Below are 18,799 nucleotides of genomic sequence, written 5' to 3'. Positions count from 1 at the left end.
ACACCCGCCGTCAACCCGACCTCCGATCGGGCGAGACGGAGATCATCGCCTGGCGTGTCAACTTCCAGCCGTCGCCGTGTCGTTCGACGTAACCGAGTGCGCGCAGTTCGTACAGCCTCCCGACCGCGTCGTCCACGGTCGTGCCCGCGCCGCGGGCGATCTCGTCGGGGGGCGCGGCGCCCCGCCCCGGCAGTGCGGCCAGCACCTGCCGCGCTCCGGGTTCCAGCAGGTCACGGGGGAGAACGGGACCTCGACGGTCGGGCGCCAGCTCTCCCATGTCACCCACCAGCTCGACGACTTCGGCGGCGTCGGACACGAGGACGGCCTCGCCCCGCAGCAGGTCGTGCACTCCGGCCGAGAGCGCCGAGGTGGCGGGGCCCGGCACCCCCATGGTGAACCGGCCCAGCCGCTGTGCCGCCCGCGCCGTGACCAGGGCGCCGCTGCGGTGGGCCGCCTCCACGACCACGGTGCCCCTGGTCAGCGCGGCGATGACCCGGTTGCGCAGGATGAACCGGCTCGGCGTCGGGTGTTCCCCCGGCGGCAACTCCCCCACCACGAGCCCCTGTTCCGCGATCCTGCCGATCAGCTGGACATGGCCCCGGGGATACGGCCGGTCCACCCCGCAGGCCAGCACGGCGACGGTCGCTCCACCGACACCGAGCACGCCGCGGTGCGCGGCGCCGTCCACGCCGTACGCTCCCCCGGACACCACCACCCAGCCCCGCTCGGCCAGCCCCGCGCCCAGTGCGGCGGCCATGTGCGCCCCGTACTCCGTACAGGCCCGCGCCCCCACGACGGCCACGGACCGCAACGCCCACATCCGCACGTTCGCCGTCCCCCGCACCCACAACCCCACGGGCCGCCCGTCCCCGAGATCATCAAGCTGCCCGGGCCACTCCCCGTCACCGGGGACGAGAAACCGGACGCCGGCGTCCCGCGCCTGGGCGAGGTCGCTTGCGGGATCGGCACGTCCGGCTCGGGCGCACAGGCCCGCCCACCGCTTCGCGGAGGCCTTCGGCAGCGGTCGCCCGCCCCCGGAGACTCTCCGCACCACCTCTCGGGCTCCGAACTCCCGCAGCCACCGCCCGCCGAGTTCGTCGCCCGGTTCGAGGACCCGGGCCAGGAAGGCCCGGTCGAGCCGCTCACCATCCGGCGCCTCTGCGTCGTCCGTCATGGCGCGCCCACCGACGAACCACACGCCTCGGCCATCACGTCAGCGCGCCGATCGCCATCGGCACCCCGCGCGGGACGCCGGTGCGCAGTTGCAGGCCCAGGTTGACGTCCGTCGCGTCGGGGCGGTCATGGCCGACGAGATCAGCGATGGTCCAGGCGACGCGGAGCACCCGGTCCAGGCCGCGCGCGGTCAGTACACCCCGCTCCAGGCAGCGCTCGGCCTCGTCCATCGCGCCCGGGGCCGCGTGCCACCGGCTGCGCAGTTCGCGCCCCGGGACTTCGCTGTTCGTCCGCCAGGGAGTGCCCAGGAGGCGTTCGGCCGCTCGTTCCCTCGCGGAGCGCACGCGGTCGGCCACCGTCGCCGTGGACTCGCCCCGGGCCCCACGCCTGGTGAGCTCGGTCCGAGTGACCCGGTCGACCTCGACCCGCAGGTCGACCCTGTCCAGCAGCGGCCCGGAGAGTCGGGCCTGATACCGGCGGATCGAGGCGGGCGGGCACTCGCACAGGTCGTCCGTCCGGGAGAAGCGACCACAAGGACAGGGGTTCGCGGCGAGGACCATCAAGAACTTCGCCGGGAATCGGACCACTCCCGCACTGCGCGCGATCACCACATGCCCCGCCTCCAGCGGCTGCCGCAGGGCGTCCAGGGCCTGGCTGCTGAACTCAGGGGTCTCGTCGAGGAAGAGCACCCCTCGGTGGGCGAGGGACACCGCTCCGGGCCGTGCGATGCCCTGACCACCGCCCACCAGGGACTGCATCGTGGCCGAGTGGTGAGGGGCGCAGTAGGGCGCGTCGTCGACCAGGGGCTTGCCCACGGGCAGCAGACCGGCGATCGAGTGGACCGCCGTGACCTCCAGCGACTCCTCCCTGGCCAGCTTCGGCAGGATGGTCGGCAGCCGCTCGGCGAGCATCGTCTTGCCCGCTCCCGGCGGCCCTTCCAGGAAGAGGTGATGTCCACCGGCCGCGGCGACCTCCACGGCGGTTCGGGCCGCCAGCTGGCCGACGACATCGGAGAGGTCGTGGCCGTGGTCCTGCTGGGCGGCTCCCGCCGTGTGCATGCCGGTGGCCGCGCCCGTGCCCGGCAGGCGGAGTCCCGCCATGAGCGGATCGGGACGTCCCTCGTCGGGCTCCTCGTCCGGCACGGGTTCATCCGCGAGCACGGCGATCAGTTGCCGCAGCGTGCGTACACCCAGTACCGAGACACCTGGCACCAGCGACGCCTCCGCGGCTGCGCACTCCGGCACCACCACCTGCTCGTATCCGGCCTCGGCGGCGGCCAGCACCGCGGGCAGGATGCCCCGGACCGGCCGGACCCGGCCGTCGAGTCCCAGCTCTCCGATCATCACGATGTCGGAGAGCACCCGCGGATCGATCCGCTCGGAGGCCCCCAGTACCGCGCAGGCCACCGCCAGGTCGAAGCCGCTGCCGGCTTTCGGCACCGACGCCGGACTGAGCCCCACCGTCAACTTCTTCTGCGGCCATTCGGCGCCCGAATTGACCACCGCCGCCCTGACCCGGTCCTTGCTCTCCGTCAGGCTCTTGTCCGGCAGGCCGACCAGTGTGAAGGCCGCCACGCCCGGTTCCAGGTCGGCCTGGACCTCGACGACGACTCCCTCGACTCCGACGAGGGCCACGGAGCACGTGCGGGCGAATCCCATCAGGCCACCCCCCGTACGTGCTCCACGACGGGGGCGCCGCGGTCGGGGAGGACGACACCGACGACGTCGATGCGGACGCCGCCCGGCGGGCTCCCTCCGTGTTCCTGGAGCCAGCGTTCGGCGAGGCCCCGCAGTCGTTCGGCCTTGGTCGTCGTGACGGCCGCCATGGGGTGTTCGAAGGGGCCCGCCCTGCGGGTCTTCACCTCGCAGACGACCAGCGCGTCCCCGTCCCGGGCCACGATGTCGATCTCGCCGGCCCTGCCGCCGCGCCAGTTGCGCTCCAGGACCGTCATCCCGGCCGCGACCAGCCGCCGCGCGGCCAGTTCCTCGCCGTACTTGCCGAGCGCGCCTCGCGCGTTGTTGCCTCGTGCCTCGCTCATGTCGGCACCACCTCCGGCGCCAACACTGAGGGCAGCTCAGCCCGCTATTGGATCTTGGTGGACAAGCAGCCGATTGTGGATAACTTCATCACCCACACGAAGGACGACCCGGCTCACCCGCTCATCGGGCTCAGCTGCCCGGCAGCTCCAGATCGCTCTTGTTCAGCTCCTCGATGTTCACGTCCTTGAACGTGAGCACCCGCACCTGCTTCACGAACCGAGCCGGCCGGTACATGTCCCACACCCAGGCGTCCGCCATAGACACCTCGAAGAACACCTCACCCTGGACCGAGTGCACCTGCATCTCATAGTCATTGGTGAGATAGAAACGCCGCTCGGTCTCGATCACGTATTTGAACAGACCGACGACATCGCGGTACTCCCGGTAGAGCTTCAGCTCCATCTCGGTCTCGTACTTCTCGAGGTCCTCGGCGCTCATGGCATGTTCCCCTTCAGCCGTGCGATCCCACCATTGTGCGCCAGTCCCGCGAGCCCCTAGACAATTTCGGTGTCGAGGACCACGGGTCTGGCCGGGGGACCCTCGTCGAGCAGTGTGCGAAGCAGTTCGGCGAGTCTGGTCGGGTACACCGTCTCATGCGTCCGGGCCAGTTCCCCGCACGTCCACCAGCGTGCTCCGGCCACACTGCGGCGTTCCAGCTCCGTGAGGCCCGCCGCGACGGGCGCCGCCTGGTGCGTATCGGGGGTCCGGGCGAGGTAGTACCACTCGTCCTGGTCCCAGCGGCGTCCGGCGAAGGGGAAGGAGCACATCCGCCGCCAGAGCACGGGGCCGAGTTCCACGTCCGTGATCCCGGTCTCCTCCACGAGCTCCCGCAGGGCGGCCTCCTCGCGGGTCTCCGCGCCCTCCACACCGCCGCCGGGCGTGAACCACCAGTCGTCGGCGGGATCGTCCGGCTCGTGCCCGTGGAGCAGCAGGATGCGGTCCTGCGGATCCAGCAGGATCACACGGGCCACCTTGCGCAGCCCACCCTCGTACGTGTCCCCGTACGCGTCCACGCTCGCGTTCGCACCCCCGTACGAGTCCGCGTTCGTGTCCCCGTCCGCGCCCTCAGGCGACACCGGCCGGCTCCGCCCGCGTCGTACGGCCGCGTCCGCCGAGCCGCTTGGCGACGGGGCCGTAGGCCGCGCCGCCCAGCACGAGCACCATGCCCACGACCAGCGCGGCGGTGATCAGCCGCAGCGGGCCCGGAGAGGAGAGCGCGCCCAGCTTCTCGAAGCCCGTGGGGCGGGCCAGCATGCCGTCCATGGGCCAGACGACGGCGTCCACGCGCGCGTCCACATGGCTGCGCGGCACCGTGCCGTTGCCGGCCTCCGTGAGGTGGGCGGTGGAGTCCAGGGACCCGCTGCGCTCGTCACCGAGGAGGAACAGCCGGCCCTTGGGGACGGTGATCTCCGGGATGCCGGTCAGCTCGGCCTGCTGGCCCTCGGGGAGGTACCCCTCGTCGATCTGCTTGCCGTTGACGGTCAGCTTGCCGTCGGTGCAGCAGGCGACCGTGTCCCCGCCCACCGCGACGACCCGCTTGACCATGGGGGCGTTGCCCCAGGTCTCCTGCCGGAAGACCACGACGTCACCGCGCTTGATCTCGGAGCCGTCCACCCGCTCGGCGAGTATGCGGTCCCCGGAGGTGATCGTGGGGGACATCGAGTCGGTCGGCACGGTGTAGGGCGCGTAGGCCACCGCGCCCCAGAGGAAGCCGCCCAGGAAGAGCACACAGCCGAGGGCCACGGCCAGTCCCGACAGCTTGCTGCCGAGCCGTCCGTGGCCCTCGTCCGTACGACTTGTGGTCCCGCTCATCCCAGTGCTCCCCCAGGTCGGAGAATCGACCGTCCGGGGCCCCGTGCGGGCCGCGGAAGATCGGCGATCTGGGACGGCACCCTACCCGGCGGTACCCGTGCCAGAAACCCTCGGGCTTTCGGTGGCCAGAAGGCGGCGCCTGCGCCACAGCACCAACGGCACCGCGCCCGCGAGGCCGAGCGCGCCGGGGGCGGCGGCGCTCAGGTTCTGGTCGAAGGTGTCGGGGATCGGCAGCGTGGACCAGCGGGTGGGCGGCCAGGCGACCACGATGGCGCGGCCCACGACCTGGCTCACCGGGACCATGCCCTTGTTGCTGTCGTTCTGGTGGTAGCGGGAGTCCAGCGAGTTCTGCCGGTGGTCACCCATGACCCAGATTTTGCCCTCGGGCACCTTCACCTTGAACTGACCGCCGGTGTCGTCGACGGTGCAGGGGGTGTTGCCCGGGTACACGTACGGCTCGTTCAGCGCCTTGCCGTTGACCTTGAGCGGGCCGGTGCCCTTGCACTCCACGGTGTCGCCGGCCACGCCGACGACGCGCTTGATGAGGTCCTTCTCCTCGGCGGACGGCATCAGGCCGATCCAGCCGAGGACCCGCTGCACGGCGTTGGGCTCCAGGGTGGGCTCGCCGTCCAGCCAGCCGTCGGGGTCGTGGAAGACGACGACCTCGCCGCGCTCGGGCTCCGAGCCGAACCACGGGGTGAGCTTGTCGACCAGGACCCGGTCGCCCTCCTGCAGGGTGTTCTGCATCGAGTCGGAGGGGATGGAGAACGCCTGCACCAGGAACGTCTTGATCAGCAGCGCGAGGACCAGAGCGATACCGATCAGGATCGGCAGCTCCTTCCAGAAGGAGCGCTGCTTCTTCCTGGGCCGCTCGTTCTGATCGCCGTCGCCGTCGTCGGCCGAGGTCCGGGCGTCGTTCTCGCCGTCCGCCGCGTCGCCGTCCGGGGAGTCACTCCCGGAGCCGGCGGGACCCTCGGAACGCACGGCGTTCTCCACGTCCTCCACGTTCTCCGCGGCCGGGGAAGCCGCCTCGTCGGATCGCTCCGGCCGTTCTTCGGAACCACCGTGTCCGGACCGTGCGCCGACCGCCAAATCCCCCACATCCACTCCTCACTCCGTACCGCCGCCCGCGCCACAGCCGGTGCAGGCCCACCACTCCCATAACGAGCGGGAGTTCCGCAGGGGTCGGGAGGGGGATCAATCCGTTTCGATCCGCGGAGGCCACCCTATGCGAAGCGCCGAGGGCGACGGGCGACCCGCTCGGCACGGCGGAGAACGTGTCAGGCTCCTCCAACTGCCCCCAGTGGCCCACCGGCCAGGCGATGACGACGGCCCGGCCGACGACGGAGTCCTCCGGCACCGTACCGCCGAACTGGGCCGTCTTCGAATCGTCCGACTGATGGGCGCGCGAGTCGGCGGAGTTCTCCCGGTGATCACCCATCACCCAGAGGCGGCCCTGCGGCACGGTCACCTGGAACCGCTGGGTCGAGGGCTGGTTGCCGGGATGGATGTACGCCGTCTCGTCCAGGGGCATGCCGTTGACGGTGACGCGGCCCTGGGTGTCACAGCACTTGACGGTGTCACCGCCGACCGCGACGACGCGCTTGATCAGGTCCTTCTCGTCGTCGGAGGGGAGAAGGCCGATGAACTGCAGGCCTTCCTTTATCTGCTTGATGACGATCGGGTCCTCGGCGCTGACCGTCGTCTGCTCGTCCTCCAGCCAGCCGCCCGGGTCCTTGAAGACGACGACGTCCCCACGGGTGGGTTTGGAGCCGAACCAGGGCGTGAGCTTGTCGACCAGGACGCGGTCGCCGATCTGGATCGTCTGCTCCATGGAGCCCGACGGGATCACGAACGCCTGGACGAGGAAGGTCTTCAGGACGAGGGCTATGAGGACGGCGACACCGACGAGGAGCGGGATCTCCTTGACCGCGGAGCGACGCCTGCGCCGCTTGATCTTCCGGGCGAGCTTGCGCCGCTCGACCCGGCTCGGCCGGGCGGCACCGCCGGACCGCCGCGAACCGGTGGGCAGCAGGTTGGCGGCCGCGGTGGCGGGAGGCGCACCGCGGGGTTTGCCGCGGTTACCCATGCGCACCGCCGGCGGCGGGCACGCGCGCGTACGCGCCGGGGCGGTCCAGACGCGTCCAGTGGTCGGCGGGCCAGGCGATCCACTCGGCCCGGCCGATCACGGAGTCGAGGGGGACCATGCCGCCGCCGGGGGACCCGAGATGGTCACGGGAGTCACTGGAGTCACTGCGGTGGTCGCCGAGGAGGAACAGTCTGCCCTCGGGGACGACCACGTCGAAGGGGACGTTCGACGGGCTGTCGCCCGGGTACAGAAACGACGACTCGTCGACCCACCGGCCGTTCACCTCAAGCCTCCCCTCCTGGTCGCAGCAGACCACCCGGTCTCCCCCCACGCCGACAACGCGCTTGACGTAGTCGGCGTTCCCGAAGTAGCCGGTGCCGTCGAACACGACGACGTCACCGCGCTGCGGCTCAGATCCGAAACGGTACGCCAACTTATTTACGAGAACGCGGTCCCCGATCCTCAATGAGTCGGCCATGGAGCTGCTGGGAATCTGGAACGGCTGCAGCACGAAGTTGCTGAGGAGCGCCAGAAAAAGCAGGCAGATCAGCACGGTCAGGGTGTATCTCCCACCCGGTACCCGTGCGGTGGTCCGGTCCACCCATGCGAAACGCGACCGCTCCCCCGCCCCTTCTGTGTCGGAGATCTCCTCGGAGACCTCGACGCCGGAAGGGCGGGGGGAACGGTCGCGCTCCACGTGCTGCTGTGCTTCGGTGTCCATCGGGGCCAGATGCTATCCGGCCCCGATGTGACGACCTCTGGTGACTCGACGCGCGATCAGTTGTCGCGCTTCTCCTTGATCTTCGCCGCCTTGCCGCGCAGCTCGCGCAGGTAGTACAGCTTGGCGCGACGGACGTCACCGCGGGTGACGAGCTCGATCTTCTCGACGATCGGGGTGTGCACCGGGAAGGTGCGCTCGACGCCGACGGAGAACGAGACCTTGCGGACCGTGAAGGTCTCGCGGACACCGGCGCCCTGGCGACGGATGACCACGCCCTTGAACTGCTGCACACGGGAGCGGTTGCCCTCGATGACGCGCACGTGGACGTTGACGGTGTCACCCGGGCGGAAGGCCGGGATGTCGCTCCGCAGCGACGCGGAGTCGAGGGAGTCGAGCAGGTGAGACATGTCGTCTGCTTTCTTCGCCCATGCCACAGGTCATAGGCGGGAGCTAGGTGTTTCGAGAGGATGCTGTCCGGGTCGGGGCGGGCGTCGTGTCCCCCTGTGGCAGGGGCGCGCGCCGGACGACGCACAACAGCGGCCTATTCTTCCACGCCCTCCGGCCGCCGCCAAAATCGGCCGTACGGTTCACCCTCCGGGTCCGGGGCCCAGCCCAGGATGGAGAGCATCTCGCGGTCCTTCTTGTCGAAGGCCTTGGGGTCGCAACGCTCGATGAGGTCGGGCCGGTTGGCGGCCGTACGCTTCAGCGCCTCGTCCCGCCGCCAGCGCGCGATCTTGCCGTGGTGGCCGCTGAGCAGCACCTCGGGGATGTCCCGGCCGCGCCACTCGGGGGGCTTGGTGTAGACCGGCCCCTCCAGGAGGTTGGCCATGGCGCCGGGCGCGAAGGAGTCGTCGCGGTGGGACTCGGCGTTGCCGAGGACGCCGGGCAGCAGCCGCGCCACGGCCTCGGTGACGACGAGGACGGCCGCCTCGCCGCCGGCGAGGACGTAGTCGCCGATGGAGACCTCGTACACCGGCATGCGGGTGGCGTACTCGTCGATCACGCGCCGGTCGATGCCCTCGTAGCGCGCCGGCGTGAAGACCAGCCAGGGGCGCTCGGAGAGTTCGACGGCCAGCGCCTGGGTGAAGGGGCGGCCGCTGGGGGTGGGGACGATGAGCGCGGGCCGCGCGGATCCCGTCTCGTATCCCTGGGCCAGCACGTCGTCGAGGGCGTCGCCCCAGGGGTCGGTCTTCATGACCATGCCGGGGCCGCCGCCGTACGGGGTGTCGTCGACGGTGTTGTGCCGGTCGTACGTCCATTGCCGCAGGTCATGGACGTGCACCTGCAGCTGTCCCCGCGCGCGGGCCTTGCCGACGAGGGAGACGTTCAGGGGTTCGAGGTACTCGGGGAAGATCGTGACGACGTCGAGCCGCATCAGCCCTTGTCCTCCGCGTCCGCCGAGTCCTCGGCGTCCCGCGAGGAGGCGATCTCGGCCTGGTCGTCGATCAGACCGGGCGGCGGGTCGATGACCGCCTTCTGCTCCGCCAGGTCGATCTCGGTGACGATCTCCTCGACGAACGGGATCATCACCTCGCTGCCGTCGGGCCGTTCGACGATGAACAGGTCCTGGGAGGGGAGGTGCGAGATCTCGGTGATCCGACCGACCGCGACGCCGTCCTTGGTGACCACGTCCAGGTCCATCAACTGGTGGTCGTAGTACTCGTCCTCTTCCTCCGGCAGTTCCTCCGGGTCCACCTCGGCGATCAGCAGGGTGTTGCGGAGGGCCTCGGCGGCGTTGCGGTCCCGGACGCCCTCGAAGCGCAGGAGCAGCCGGCCGCTGTGGACCCGGCCGGCCTCGATGGTCAGGGGGCCCGTCGAGGCGGGGTCCGTGAGGAGGACGGCGCCGGGGCCGAGCCGGAGTTCCGGTTCGTCGGTGCGGACCTCGACGGTGACCTCGCCCTTGATGCCGTGGGCGCGGCCGATCCGTGCGACTACGAGCTGCACTGTGCTCGATCTCCTGTCATGCGACTCATACAACTCATACGGCTCATGCGGCTCATGCGGCTCATGCGGCTCATGCGGCTCATGCGGCTCATGCGGCTCATGCGGCTCATACGACTACCACGCGCAGAACGCATACGACTACGGGCCGGGGACGGCCAGTGGCCCTCCCCGGCCCGAGCCGGTGCTGCGAATCTTCGTCAGCGGACGTGGTCCACGTCGACGAGGTCGACACGGACTCCGCGGCCGCCGATGGCACCCACGACGGTACGCAGGGCGCGGGCGGTACGGCCGTTGCGGCCGATCACCTTGCCGAGGTCGTCAGGGTGGACCCGGACCTCGAGTACGCGCCCCCGGCGCAGGTTGCGCGAGGCGACCTGCACGTCGTCGGGGTAGTCGACGATGCCCTTGACGAGGTGCTCGAGAGCCTCCTCGAGCATGCTCAGGCCTCGGTCGACTCGGACTCGGCGGCAGCCTCGTCCTTCTTCTCGGCCTTCTTCTTCTGGGTGATCGCCTCACCCTTGCCCTCGTCGTCGCCGCCCAGGGCCTCGAAGGAGGGGCGGGAGGACTTCGGCTGAGCCACGAGGAGCGGCGCCGGAGCGGGCTCGCCCTTGAACTTCTGCCAGTCGCCGGTCTTCTTCAGAATGGCGAGCACGGGCTCGGTCGGCTGCGCGCCGACACCCAGCCAGTACGCGACGCGCTCCTCGTCGACCTCGATGACCGACGGGTTGTACGTCGGGTGGTACTTGCCGATCTCCTCGATCGCACGGCCGTCACGACGGGTGCGGGAGTCGGCGACGACGATGCGGTAGTGAGGCGAACGGATCTTGCCCAGACGCTTCAGCTTGATCTTGACTGCCACGGGAGTGGGTTCTCCTGGATTTGACGTGGTTGGGCACGGCGAGAATGCCGCGTGGGGTTGCGGTACCCGAGTGCCCGATGGACGCGTCAGCCGGAGGAGAGAGGGGTCCTGTGCGACTGTCGAGTACAGCTAGCCATTGTGCCACATCCGGGGGTTCACCTCCGACCCGGGCTGCGCGGAGCCATGCCGAAGCGGCACCCGGCGCCGGGGAGGTCGCTCACCGGCGCTGACCGGGTGCCGCCTGCCTGCATCCCCTCCCCCAGGGGCACGACTGCCCGCAGCGAGGGCGGACCGGCGACCGCGAGCGGATACGGCTGCCACGAGCAGCCGTCGGTTCAGCTCGCCGTCTTCTCGGCTCGCCCTCGTCTCACGCCGCGCCCACTACCTCCGGGATCCGGAAGGGCTTGCCGCAGCCGCCGCAGACGATGGGGGCCTGGGCGAGTACGGACGGGACCACGCGGACGTTGCGGCCGCAGTCGCAGACGGCCTTGACGCGGACGCCGCCACCGGAGGAGCCGTGGCGGGCGGCCGGGCCCCGGAAGCTGCGGGCCGTGTCCGCGGAGGTCGCCGCGGTGTGGGCCTTCAGGGCGCGCTGCAGTCTCTCGATGGTCGGGCGGTAGCGACGCTTGGCCTCGGGGTTGAGCGTGACCAGCGAGAAACCGCTGCTGGGATGCGGTTCCTCGGGGTGGTCGAGGCCGAGCTCCTCGGCGATCGCGAGGAATCTGCGGTTGTGGTACCGGCCGGCGCGGGAGGTGTCGCGGACCCCGCGCGCGGCGGCGATGCCATGGACTGCCTCATGGAGCAGTCGCTCGAAGGAGAGTTCGTGACCGCAAGCGGACGACGACTCTCCGATCAGGGACTCGGGAGCGGCAAGATCCGGCAGCTCGGGGTGGTGCCGTTGGATGTCGGCCCACGCCTGTGCCAGCTCTGCGGCGAGAACAGGTGGTGTCTGTGTCGTGCTCACGTAATGACAACGAGCCTGAGTGCCGCTGTGTTCCGATTCCGGGCCATCCCAAATAATTTGCACGTACCCGTCAGTTGCCACTAGTGCGTCCTGACGAGGGCGGGTGCGCTGATCTGCGGAGAAGCCTCACAGCTCGCCACAAGGCGGTACGTAGTAACACGTACGCCCCAGCGCGTAGACGAGGTCCGCGCGCCGGGGCACCTGGGTTCGGCAGATGCGCAAGGGACGATTCGGTCGCTCTCCCGGCGGAACGGAGTGCTCTAGTAAGCGCGCGCCACGACGGCGACGTTACCGGGTGCGTCATAGGAGTCGGGCACCGACCCGTCCTCGGCGACCAGACACCTTACGGTCACCGCGTGCTCCCCGAGCCTGTTCTCGCCGTCCTCGCCCAGCGTCGACCAGGGGATCCGCGCCCAGCCGCCGGCGGTGGCCGCCTCGATCGCCTCGTCGAGGGTGGACACCTCGGTCGTGCGGGACTCGCGCCGCTCGCGCGACTGCCTCAGCAGGAGCGCCTGGTCCTCCTCCAGGACGGTGGGGAGCAGGTGCACGAGCGAGTCGAGCGCGACCGGCTCCTTGCCGCCCGGGATGCGGCGGACGAGCATCGCGGTGCCGTTCTCCAGGTCACGGGGGCCGACCTCGATGCGCACGGGGACGCCCTTCAGCTCCCAGTCGACGGCGCGGCGGCCGAACGGGACGTCCGTGCGGTCGTCCACCCGCACGCGGACGCCCGCCGCCTTCAGCCGGGCACCGAGCTCGCGGACCTTGGCCAGAACCGCGTCGTCCCCCTTGATCGCGACCACGACGGCCTGGACCTGGGCCAGCCGGGGCGGCACCCGGAGGCCGTGGTCGTCGCCGTGCATCATCACGAGGGCGCCGATCATGCGGGTGGTGGAGCCCCAGGAGGTCTGCCAGACGAGTTCCTGCGTGCCGTCCTTCGACAGGTAGCGGGTGTTGAAGGCCTTGGCGAAGTTCTGGCCCAGTTCGTGACTGGTGGCCATCTGGAGGGCTTTTCCGTCGCCCATCATGCCTTCGAGCGTGAGGGTGTTGATGGCGCCCGCGAAGCGCTCCTTGACGGTCTTGCGGCCGGGGACGACGTCCATCGCCAGGACGTTCACCATGAAGTCCTCGTAGACCTCCCGGTGGATGTGCGCGGCGAAGTCGCGCGCCTCCTCGTACGTCGCGTGCGCCGTGTGGCCCTCCTGCCAGAGGAATTCGCTCGTGCGGAGGAAGAGCCGGGGACGCAGTTCCCAACGGACCACGTTAGCCCACTGGTTGATCAGCAGCGGAAGGTCGCGGTAGCTCTGGACCCACTTCGAGAAGGAGGCATTGATGATCATCTCGGAGGTGGGGCGGACGACGGCGGGCTCTTCGAGTTCCTTGCCGCCGCCGTGTGTCACCACGGCCAGCTCGGGCGCGAAGCCCTCGACGTGCTCGGCCTCCCGGGTGAGGTAGGACTGCGGGATCAGGAGCGGGAAGTACGCGTTCTGCGTGCCCGTCTCCTTGATCCGGGCGTCCATCTCCTGCTGCATCCGCTCCCACAGCCCGTACCCGTACGGTCGGATGACCATGGTGCCGCGCACCGGACCGTTCTCCGCCAGCTCGGCCTTGGTGATCAGATCCTGGTACCAGCGCGGGAAGTCGTCCGCGCGGGGCGTGAGTACGGGTGCCTTTGCCATGGCGGAATGGTACGGGGGCATATTGCGACGATGTGAATTCTTTTTTCCTTCCCTGGACAGTTCGCAAACCGGTGTCCGCGACCCCTGGACGAGTCGCCGAGTGCGGAGTTACCTGGCATACGGGGGGAGTGCGAGCGCGCACTGCCACGGGGGCCAGGAAATCCGGCAACGGCAACTCACGGCGGATTGGGGCGCTTTCGATATGACACCTACGCTCGTGCGGCAGCAACTGCCTCGCGCGGGGACCGCACCCCGCGTGGACCGGTGTGCACGCGCGCGTGACTGGGCGGAGATCCAGGAACGGATGCTGGTACCGCTGTACGAGGCCGTGTACCGACGGCTCGACGTCGGTACCGGGACCCGACTGCTCGGCCTCGGCTGCGGTTCGGGGCTCGCGCTGCTGATGGCGGCGGGGCGGGGAGCCTCGGTCACCGGCATCGACTCGGCGGCACCGGAGAGAACGGCACTGGCGCGGGAGCGGCTGCGGCCGGAGTCCTGGGGCACGCGCGCGAGCGCCGTCACCCGGGTCCTCGAAGGTGACCCCGAGGACATGACCCACGGGCCCGGTGAACCGCTCTACAACCTGGTGACCGCCTTCGAGCCGATCGGCTGTCTGGCCGGTGACTCGGAGGGGCTCGGTGAACTGCTCGCCGCGGCGACCCCGCTGGCGGAACGCGGCACCCCCGTAGTCCTCGCCGGCTGGGGCCCACCGGAGCGCTGCACCACGTCCGCCGTGCTCCGCGTGGCCACCAAGCTCGCCGATCCCCTGCGCAGCGCCGGCAGTTGGCGCCCGGCGCTGCGCGACGACCTGGAGGAGGTCGCTCAGCGGGCGGGCCTGAAGCCGGACGGCTCGGGACGCGTGGCCTGCCCCTTCGGGTACGCCAACGTGGACAACGCCGTGCGGGGGCTGCTGTCGACCGGTCTGTTCGACGCGGCGATCGGGGCCACCGACCAGGAGCAGGTGGACAAGGAACTGGCCGAGGCGTTGCATCCGCACCGCCGCCGGGACGGGACGGTCTGGATGCCGAACGTGTTCCGCTACCTCATCGCGCGGACACCCTGAGAAGGTCCTCGCGGCATCTTCCGGTGCGGGTGTGAACGGTGTTGTGAATGGTGTGAAGAAAGCGGGCCAGCAGCGCTTTCTCTTGGCCAAGTGCCCTGCCGCGCGCCTAACCTGACGCATCGTCCAGGGGAACAACACATCCGCGTACGGGAGTTGCCAGCGGGAGCACCACGAGCGACACCACACCTTGCCGTCACGCACACGGCATCCGGCGCCGCGCGCCCGGCCACACCCCCCGGCCGGTCACGCGGCGCCGCTGTTCGTCCCCGCGGAATCGCGGAATCGGGGAATCGCGGTCAGCCCATGAACTTCTTGAACTCGTCCGGCAGCTCGAAGTCCTGAGCGCCCTGCTGGCCCGGCAGTCCGAGGGCACCGCCCTGGGCCGCGGCGGCCCGGCGGGCGGCCTCCTCCTGCTCCTGCTGCTTGCGCTTCATCGGGTTGCCCGAGCGCTGCTTGCCCTTGGCCTGCTTGGGCTGCTTCTTGCTCCGGCCGGGACCGCCACCCATGCCGGGCATACCCGGCATCCCGGGCATGCCGCCGCCCTGGGCCATGCGGGACATCATCTTGCGGGCCTCGAAGAACCGCTCGACGAGGTTCTTCACCGCGCTGACCTCGACACCGGAGCCCTTGGCGATACGGGCGCGGCGCGAGCCGTTGATGATGGTCGGCTCCTGGCGCTCGGCCGGGGTCATCGACTTGATGATCGCGGCCGTGCGGTCGACGTCGCGCTCGTCGATGTTGTTGATCTGGTCCTTGATCTGCCCCATGCCGGGCAGCATGCCGAGCAGCTTGCTGATGCTGCCCATCTTCCTGACCTGCTCCATCTGGGCCAGGAAGTCGTCGAGCGTGAAGTCCTGCCCCTTCTTGGACGCCAGCTTGGAGGCCATCTTGGCGGCCTCTTCCTGGCTGAAGGTCTTCTCCGCCTGCTCGATCAGGGTGAGCAGGTCACCCATGTCGAGGATGCGGGAGGCCATCCGGTCGGGGTGGAAGGCGTCGAACTCGTCGAGCTTCTCGCCGTTCGACGCGAACATGATCGGCTTGCCGGTGACCGAGGCGATCGACAGGGCGGCACCACCGCGGGCGTCACCGTCGAGCTTGGAGAGGACGACGCCGTCGAAGCCGACGCCGTCGCGGAAGGCCTCCGCCGTGTTGACGGCGTCCTGACCGATCATCGCGTCGACGACGAAGAGGATCTCGTCCGGGGAGACGGCGTCCCGGATGTCCGCCGCCTGCTGCATCATCTCCTGGTCGATACCGAGGCGGCCGGCCGTGTCGACGACCACGATGTCGTGGACCTTCGACTTCGCGAACTCGATGGAGTCCTTGGCGACCTTGACCGGGTCGCCCACGCCGTTGCCCGGCTCCGGCGCGTAGACCGCGACACCCGCGCGCTCGGCGACCACGCTGAGCTGGTTCACGGCGTTCGGGCGCTGGAGGTCACAGGCGACGAGGAGCGGCGAGTGGCCCTGCTCCTTCAGCCAGCGGCCCAGCTTGCCCGCGAGGGTCGTCTTACCGGCACCCTGGAGACCCGCGAGCATGATCACGGTCGGCGGCTGCTTGGCGAAGCGCAGACGACGGGTCTCGCCGCCGAGGATCCCGACCAGTTCCTCGTTGACGATCTTGAGGACCTGCTGGGCGGGGTTGAGCGCCTTGGAGACCTCGGCGCCGAGCGCGCGCTCCTTGACGTTCTTGATGAAAGCCCGGACGACCGGCAGCGCGACGTCCGCTTCGAGCAGCGCGATGCGGATCTCGCGCGCCGTGGCGTCGATGTCCGCCTCGGACAGGCGCCCCTTGCCGCGCAGGTTCTTGAAAGTCGCTGAGAGGCGATCGGAGAGCGTATCGAACACGGCGGTGTCGGTCCTCGGAGTCGGGGGCAGGGTGGGCTGCCCTCCAGGGTATCTGTCTGGGTGTGGTCGGGTCTCCACCCCTGTGGATAGTGACGGCGGAGCCCGGCCGCGTCGGGTACGGCACCTGACGGTCCCGTACCCGACGTGCTCAGCCGCGCAGCGTCTCCTCCAGCTTGCGCGCCACCGACGCCGCCTCGTCGGCCGGCAGCGGCGCCCCCTTCGGTCCGGTGACGTAGAAAGCGTCCACCGCGTTGGCGCCCAGCGTGCTGACGTGCGCGCTGCGGACCCGTACGTGCGCGTCCTCCAGCGCCCGCCCGATCCGGTGCAGCAGTCCGGGCGCGTCCTGGGCACGGACCTCGATGACCGTGGCGTGCCGGGAGGCCGCCGCGGCCACCGTGACGCGCGGCGGGGGCGCGACCACGCCCCGCCGCCGGGGGTAGGCCGCGTCCCGCTCGGCGAGCCGCCCGGTGATGTCCAGGGAGCCGTCGAGCGCCCGTACGAGGTCGGCGCGGAGCCGGGCGGCCTGCGGCAGCGAGCCGTACTCCGCGGCCACCCGCCAGTTCAGCAGCAGGACCGAGCCCTCGACGCCGTCCGGGAGGTCGAAGGTCCGCAGTTCGGCCGTGCGCACGGTGAGCCGGTGCATGGCTAGCACACCGGCGACCGCGGGCAGGACACCCGCCTGGTCGGGCACGGCGATGAGGAGTTCCACCCCGAGCGGCTCGGGGTCGGCCTTCTCGTCCTTCTCCCCGGAGGCGGCGCCGATGTCGTCGGGGCGCGCGCGCAGCGACAGCACCGGCCCGCCCGTGCGGAACGCCTCGATGGCGAGCCGCTCCTGCTCGGCGCTGGTCTCGCCGGGCTCCGGCTCCTCCGGCTCGTCGCCGGCGAACAGCGCGTCGACCCGCTGGACCAGTTCGGTCACGAGCGAGGCCCGCCACGCCGACCAGGCGGCGGGCCCGGTGGCCAGCGCGTCCGCCTCGGTCAGCGCGTGCAGCAGTTCGAGTGTGCCCGGCGATCGGACGGCGTCGGCCACGGACCGCACGGTGGCCGGATCCTCCAGGTCACGCCGGGTGGCCGTGTCGACGAGCAGCAGATGGTGGCGTACGAGGGTGGAGAGGACCGCCACGTCCTCACGGTCGAAGCCGATCCTGGCGGCCACGTCCTTGACGATGATCTCGCCGGCGACGGAGTGGTCGCCGGGCCAGCCCTTGCCGATGTCGTGGAGCAGCGCGGCGACGAGCAGGAGGTCGGGACGGTGGACCCGGCGGGTCATCTCGGAGGCCTGGACCGCGGTCTCGATGAGGTGCCGGTCGACGGTCCAGATGTGCACGGCGTTGCGCTGCGGCCGGCAGCGCACCCGCTCCCAGTCGGGCAGCAGGTGGGTGATGAGGCCTTCGGCCTCCAGCGCCTCCCAGACGTCGACGGTCGGACGCCCGGAGCCCAGCAGGGTGACGAGTTGCTCGCGCGCCTCCGCGGGCCAGGGCGTGGGCAGCGGCCGGGCGGTGGCCGCGAGACGGCGTACGGCGTGCAGGGACAGCGGCAGTCCGGCCTGGGCGGCAGCGGCGGCGGCGCGCAGGGGCAGGACGGGGTCCCGGTCGGGCTTGGCGGCCCGTGCGAGCACGACCTCGCCGTCCTGCTCGACCACGCCCTCGGCCAGCGGCGACCGCTCGGGGGCGGGCTTGCCGCCGCCCAGCATGGCGCGCAGCCGGGGCCGCACGGCGCGCGACCGCAGCACGCGCCCCACCTCACGCCAGGTCACATCACTGGCGTACGAGATGACGCGCGCCGCCTCGTACACCTGGCGCAGCAAGGTGTCGGCGTCCAGCAGTCCCAGCTCGGCGGCGACCTGGTCCTGTTCCTGGAGCGCGAGCCGGTCGGTCGCGCGCCCGGTGGTGAGATGGAGCGCGTCCCGTACGTCGAGGAGGCGGCGCCGGGCGTCCGCGAGTCCCTCGCGCGGGGCGTCCGCGAGCCAGGAGGCGGCGACGGCGCGCAGGGCGGTGGCGTCGCGCAATCCGCCGCGCGCCTCCTTGAGGTCGGGTTCCAGCAGGTACTGCAGTTCCCCCTGCCGCTCGGCCCGCTCGGCGCACAGCTCCTGCAGCTCCGGCAGGCGTTTGGGCGCCTGGTTGCGCCAGTCGGCGAGGACGGAGGTCCGCAAGCCGGCGGTCAGGCCCAGGTCACCGGCGATGTGCCGGGCGTCCAGCAGCCCGAGCTGCACCTTGAGGTCCTCGCCGGCGGTCTTGCGGGCCTCGGCGGGGGTGCGCACGGAGTGGTCGAGGGCCAGCCCCAGGTCCCACACGGGGTACCAGATGCGGTCGGCCAGTGCGGCCACCGCCGCGTCGTCGGACCCGTCGTGCAGGAGCAGCAGGTCCAGGTCGCTGCGGGGCGAGAGCTCGCCGCGCCCGTATCCCCCGACGGCCACGAGGGAGACCCCGCGCTGCTCGGCGGCCCCGGCTCCGAAGAGGCCGGCCAGCCAGTCGTCGGTCAGCTCGGAGAGGGCCGAACGGCGCGGCGGCCCGGACTGCGCCCCCTCCTGGAGGAGGCGCAGCCGGGCCGCCGCATAGCCGCTGGGTCCCGAGTCCTCTGCATCCGTACGTACGTCCGTACTCGTCACCCAG

At 70.9% G+C, this 18,799-nt stretch carries 19 protein-coding genes; 1 reads left to right on the top strand and 18 read right to left on the bottom strand.

Going from position 1 to position 18,799, the window contains the following annotated elements:
• Positions 1-10: 10 nt before the first annotated feature.
• The 16 genes from dprA to proS all read right to left on the bottom strand — a co-directional run bounded on the left by dprA (position 11) and on the right by proS (position 13,277).
• Positions 11-1,174, bottom strand: a complete 1,164-nt coding sequence (dprA, locus tag L3078_RS32555; RefSeq protein ID WP_239757497.1) for a DNA-processing protein DprA — start codon at positions 1,172-1,174, stop codon at positions 11-13.
• A gap of 34 nt (positions 1,175-1,208) precedes the next feature.
• The gene (locus L3078_RS32550; protein WP_239757496.1) at positions 1,209-2,831 is read right to left on the bottom strand and encodes a YifB family Mg chelatase-like AAA ATPase; all 1,623 of its coding nucleotides are present in this window, start codon (positions 2,829-2,831) and stop codon (positions 1,209-1,211) included.
• A complete protein-coding gene (locus L3078_RS32545; RefSeq protein WP_239757495.1) occupies positions 2,831-3,211 on the bottom strand; it encodes a YraN family protein in 381 nt (126 codons plus the stop codon). The genes L3078_RS32550 and L3078_RS32545 overlap by 1 nt, the downstream gene beginning before the upstream one ends.
• 130 nt (positions 3,212-3,341) lie before the next feature.
• Complete coding sequence (locus L3078_RS32540; protein WP_005311352.1) at positions 3,342-3,650, bottom strand: DUF2469 domain-containing protein; 309 nt, start codon at positions 3,648-3,650, stop codon at positions 3,342-3,344.
• 56 nt (positions 3,651-3,706) lie between these two features.
• Positions 3,707-4,225 (bottom strand): NUDIX hydrolase, encoded by a 519-nt coding sequence (locus tag L3078_RS32535; RefSeq protein WP_239760545.1) that lies wholly within the window; start codon positions 4,223-4,225, stop codon positions 3,707-3,709.
• A gap of 52 nt (positions 4,226-4,277) precedes the next feature.
• Positions 4,278-5,024 (bottom strand): signal peptidase I, encoded by a 747-nt coding sequence (lepB, locus tag L3078_RS32530; RefSeq protein ID WP_239757494.1) that lies wholly within the window; start codon positions 5,022-5,024, stop codon positions 4,278-4,280.
• Between the two features lie 81 nt (positions 5,025-5,105).
• Positions 5,106-6,008: a signal peptidase I gene (lepB, locus tag L3078_RS32525; RefSeq protein WP_239757493.1), complete on the bottom strand. Its 903-nt coding sequence runs from the start codon at positions 6,006-6,008 to the stop codon at positions 5,106-5,108.
• Complete coding sequence (gene lepB / locus L3078_RS32520; RefSeq protein ID WP_239757492.1) at positions 5,974-7,113, bottom strand: signal peptidase I; 1,140 nt, start codon at positions 7,111-7,113, stop codon at positions 5,974-5,976. The genes lepB (L3078_RS32525) and lepB (L3078_RS32520) overlap by 35 nt, the downstream gene beginning before the upstream one ends.
• A complete protein-coding gene (gene lepB / locus L3078_RS32515) occupies positions 7,106-7,834 on the bottom strand; it encodes a signal peptidase I (protein ID WP_239757491.1) in 729 nt (242 codons plus the stop codon). The genes lepB (L3078_RS32520) and lepB (L3078_RS32515) overlap by 8 nt, the downstream gene beginning before the upstream one ends.
• 56 nt (positions 7,835-7,890) lie before the next feature.
• On the bottom strand, positions 7,891-8,241 hold the full coding sequence (gene rplS, locus L3078_RS32510) for a 50S ribosomal protein L19 (RefSeq protein ID WP_033526928.1): 351 nt from the start codon (positions 8,239-8,241) through the stop codon (positions 7,891-7,893).
• A 134-nt stretch (positions 8,242-8,375) separates the two neighbouring features.
• Complete coding sequence (gene trmD / locus L3078_RS32505; RefSeq protein ID WP_239757490.1) at positions 8,376-9,209, bottom strand: tRNA (guanosine(37)-N1)-methyltransferase TrmD; 834 nt, start codon at positions 9,207-9,209, stop codon at positions 8,376-8,378.
• Positions 9,209-9,778, bottom strand: a complete 570-nt coding sequence (gene rimM / locus L3078_RS32500) for a ribosome maturation factor RimM (protein ID WP_239757489.1) — start codon at positions 9,776-9,778, stop codon at positions 9,209-9,211. The genes trmD and rimM overlap by 1 nt, the downstream gene beginning before the upstream one ends.
• Before the next feature lie 197 nt (positions 9,779-9,975).
• Entirely contained in the window at positions 9,976-10,215 is a 240-nt protein-coding gene (locus L3078_RS32495) for an RNA-binding protein (RefSeq protein ID WP_033526925.1), read from the bottom strand.
• 2 nt (positions 10,216-10,217) lie between these two features.
• Positions 10,218-10,637, bottom strand: a complete 420-nt coding sequence (gene rpsP / locus L3078_RS32490) for a 30S ribosomal protein S16 (protein WP_220646336.1) — start codon at positions 10,635-10,637, stop codon at positions 10,218-10,220.
• A gap of 367 nt (positions 10,638-11,004) precedes the next feature.
• Positions 11,005-11,601, bottom strand: a complete 597-nt coding sequence (locus L3078_RS32485) for a hypothetical protein (RefSeq protein ID WP_239757488.1) — start codon at positions 11,599-11,601, stop codon at positions 11,005-11,007.
• 260 nt (positions 11,602-11,861) lie between these two features.
• Positions 11,862-13,277 (bottom strand): proline--tRNA ligase, encoded by a 1,416-nt coding sequence (proS, locus tag L3078_RS32480; RefSeq protein WP_239757487.1) that lies wholly within the window; start codon positions 13,275-13,277, stop codon positions 11,862-11,864.
• Between the two features lie 304 nt (positions 13,278-13,581).
• Here proS and L3078_RS32475 point away from each other — a divergent pair, with 304 nt between their 5' ends.
• On the top strand, positions 13,582-14,340 hold the full coding sequence (locus L3078_RS32475; protein ID WP_239757486.1) for an SAM-dependent methyltransferase: 759 nt from the start codon (positions 13,582-13,584) through the stop codon (positions 14,338-14,340).
• 296 nt (positions 14,341-14,636) lie between these two features.
• Here L3078_RS32475 and ffh read toward each other — a convergent pair whose 3' ends face one another.
• The gene (gene ffh, locus L3078_RS32470) at positions 14,637-16,187 is read right to left on the bottom strand and encodes a signal recognition particle protein (RefSeq protein ID WP_239757485.1); all 1,551 of its coding nucleotides are present in this window, start codon (positions 16,185-16,187) and stop codon (positions 14,637-14,639) included.
• A gap of 148 nt (positions 16,188-16,335) precedes the next feature.
• A complete protein-coding gene (locus tag L3078_RS32465) occupies positions 16,336-18,795 on the bottom strand; it encodes a [protein-PII] uridylyltransferase (RefSeq protein WP_239757484.1) in 2,460 nt (819 codons plus the stop codon).
• Between the last annotated feature and the right edge of the window lie 4 nt (positions 18,796-18,799).

Origin of the sequence: Streptomyces deccanensis, assembly GCF_022385335.1 — a bacterium.
In the GTDB taxonomy this organism is placed as follows: Bacteria; Actinomycetota; Actinomycetes; order Streptomycetales; family Streptomycetaceae; genus Streptomyces; species Streptomyces deccanensis.
Note: the sequence above shows the minus strand (reverse complement) of the source record. Positions and strands in the feature narration are given on the sequence as shown.

Bases quoted from the DNA above. Each gene is read 5' to 3' on its own strand.
- trmD (WP_239757490.1), bottom strand. From the start codon at position 9,209: ATGCGGCTCGACGTCGTCACGATCTTCCCCGAGTACCTCGAACCCCTG.
- L3078_RS32540 (WP_005311352.1), bottom strand. From the start codon at position 3,650: ATGAGCGCCGAGGACCTCGAGAAGTACGAGACCGAGATGGAGCTGAAG.
- lepB (WP_239757494.1), bottom strand. From the start codon at position 5,024: ATGAGCGGGACCACAAGTCGTACGGACGAGGGCCACGGACGGCTCGGC.
- proS (WP_239757487.1), bottom strand. From the start codon at position 13,277: ATGGCAAAGGCACCCGTACTCACGCCCCGCGCGGACGACTTCCCGCGC.
- rplS (WP_033526928.1), bottom strand. From the start codon at position 8,241: ATGTCTCACCTGCTCGACTCCCTCGACTCCGCGTCGCTGCGGAGCGAC.
- lepB (WP_239757491.1), bottom strand. From the start codon at position 7,834: ATGGACACCGAAGCACAGCAGCACGTGGAGCGCGACCGTTCCCCCCGC.
- L3078_RS32495 (WP_033526925.1), bottom strand. From the start codon at position 10,215: ATGCTCGAGGAGGCTCTCGAGCACCTCGTCAAGGGCATCGTCGACTAC.
- dprA (WP_239757497.1), bottom strand. From the start codon at position 1,174: ATGACGGACGACGCAGAGGCGCCGGATGGTGAGCGGCTCGACCGGGCC.
- L3078_RS32545 (WP_239757495.1), bottom strand. From the start codon at position 3,211: ATGAGCGAGGCACGAGGCAACAACGCGCGAGGCGCGCTCGGCAAGTAC.
- lepB (WP_239757492.1), bottom strand. From the start codon at position 7,113: ATGGGTAACCGCGGCAAACCCCGCGGTGCGCCTCCCGCCACCGCGGCC.
- L3078_RS32475 (WP_239757486.1), top strand. From the start codon at position 13,582: ATGCTGGTACCGCTGTACGAGGCCGTGTACCGACGGCTCGACGTCGGT.
- L3078_RS32550 (WP_239757496.1), bottom strand. From the start codon at position 2,831: ATGGGATTCGCCCGCACGTGCTCCGTGGCCCTCGTCGGAGTCGAGGGA.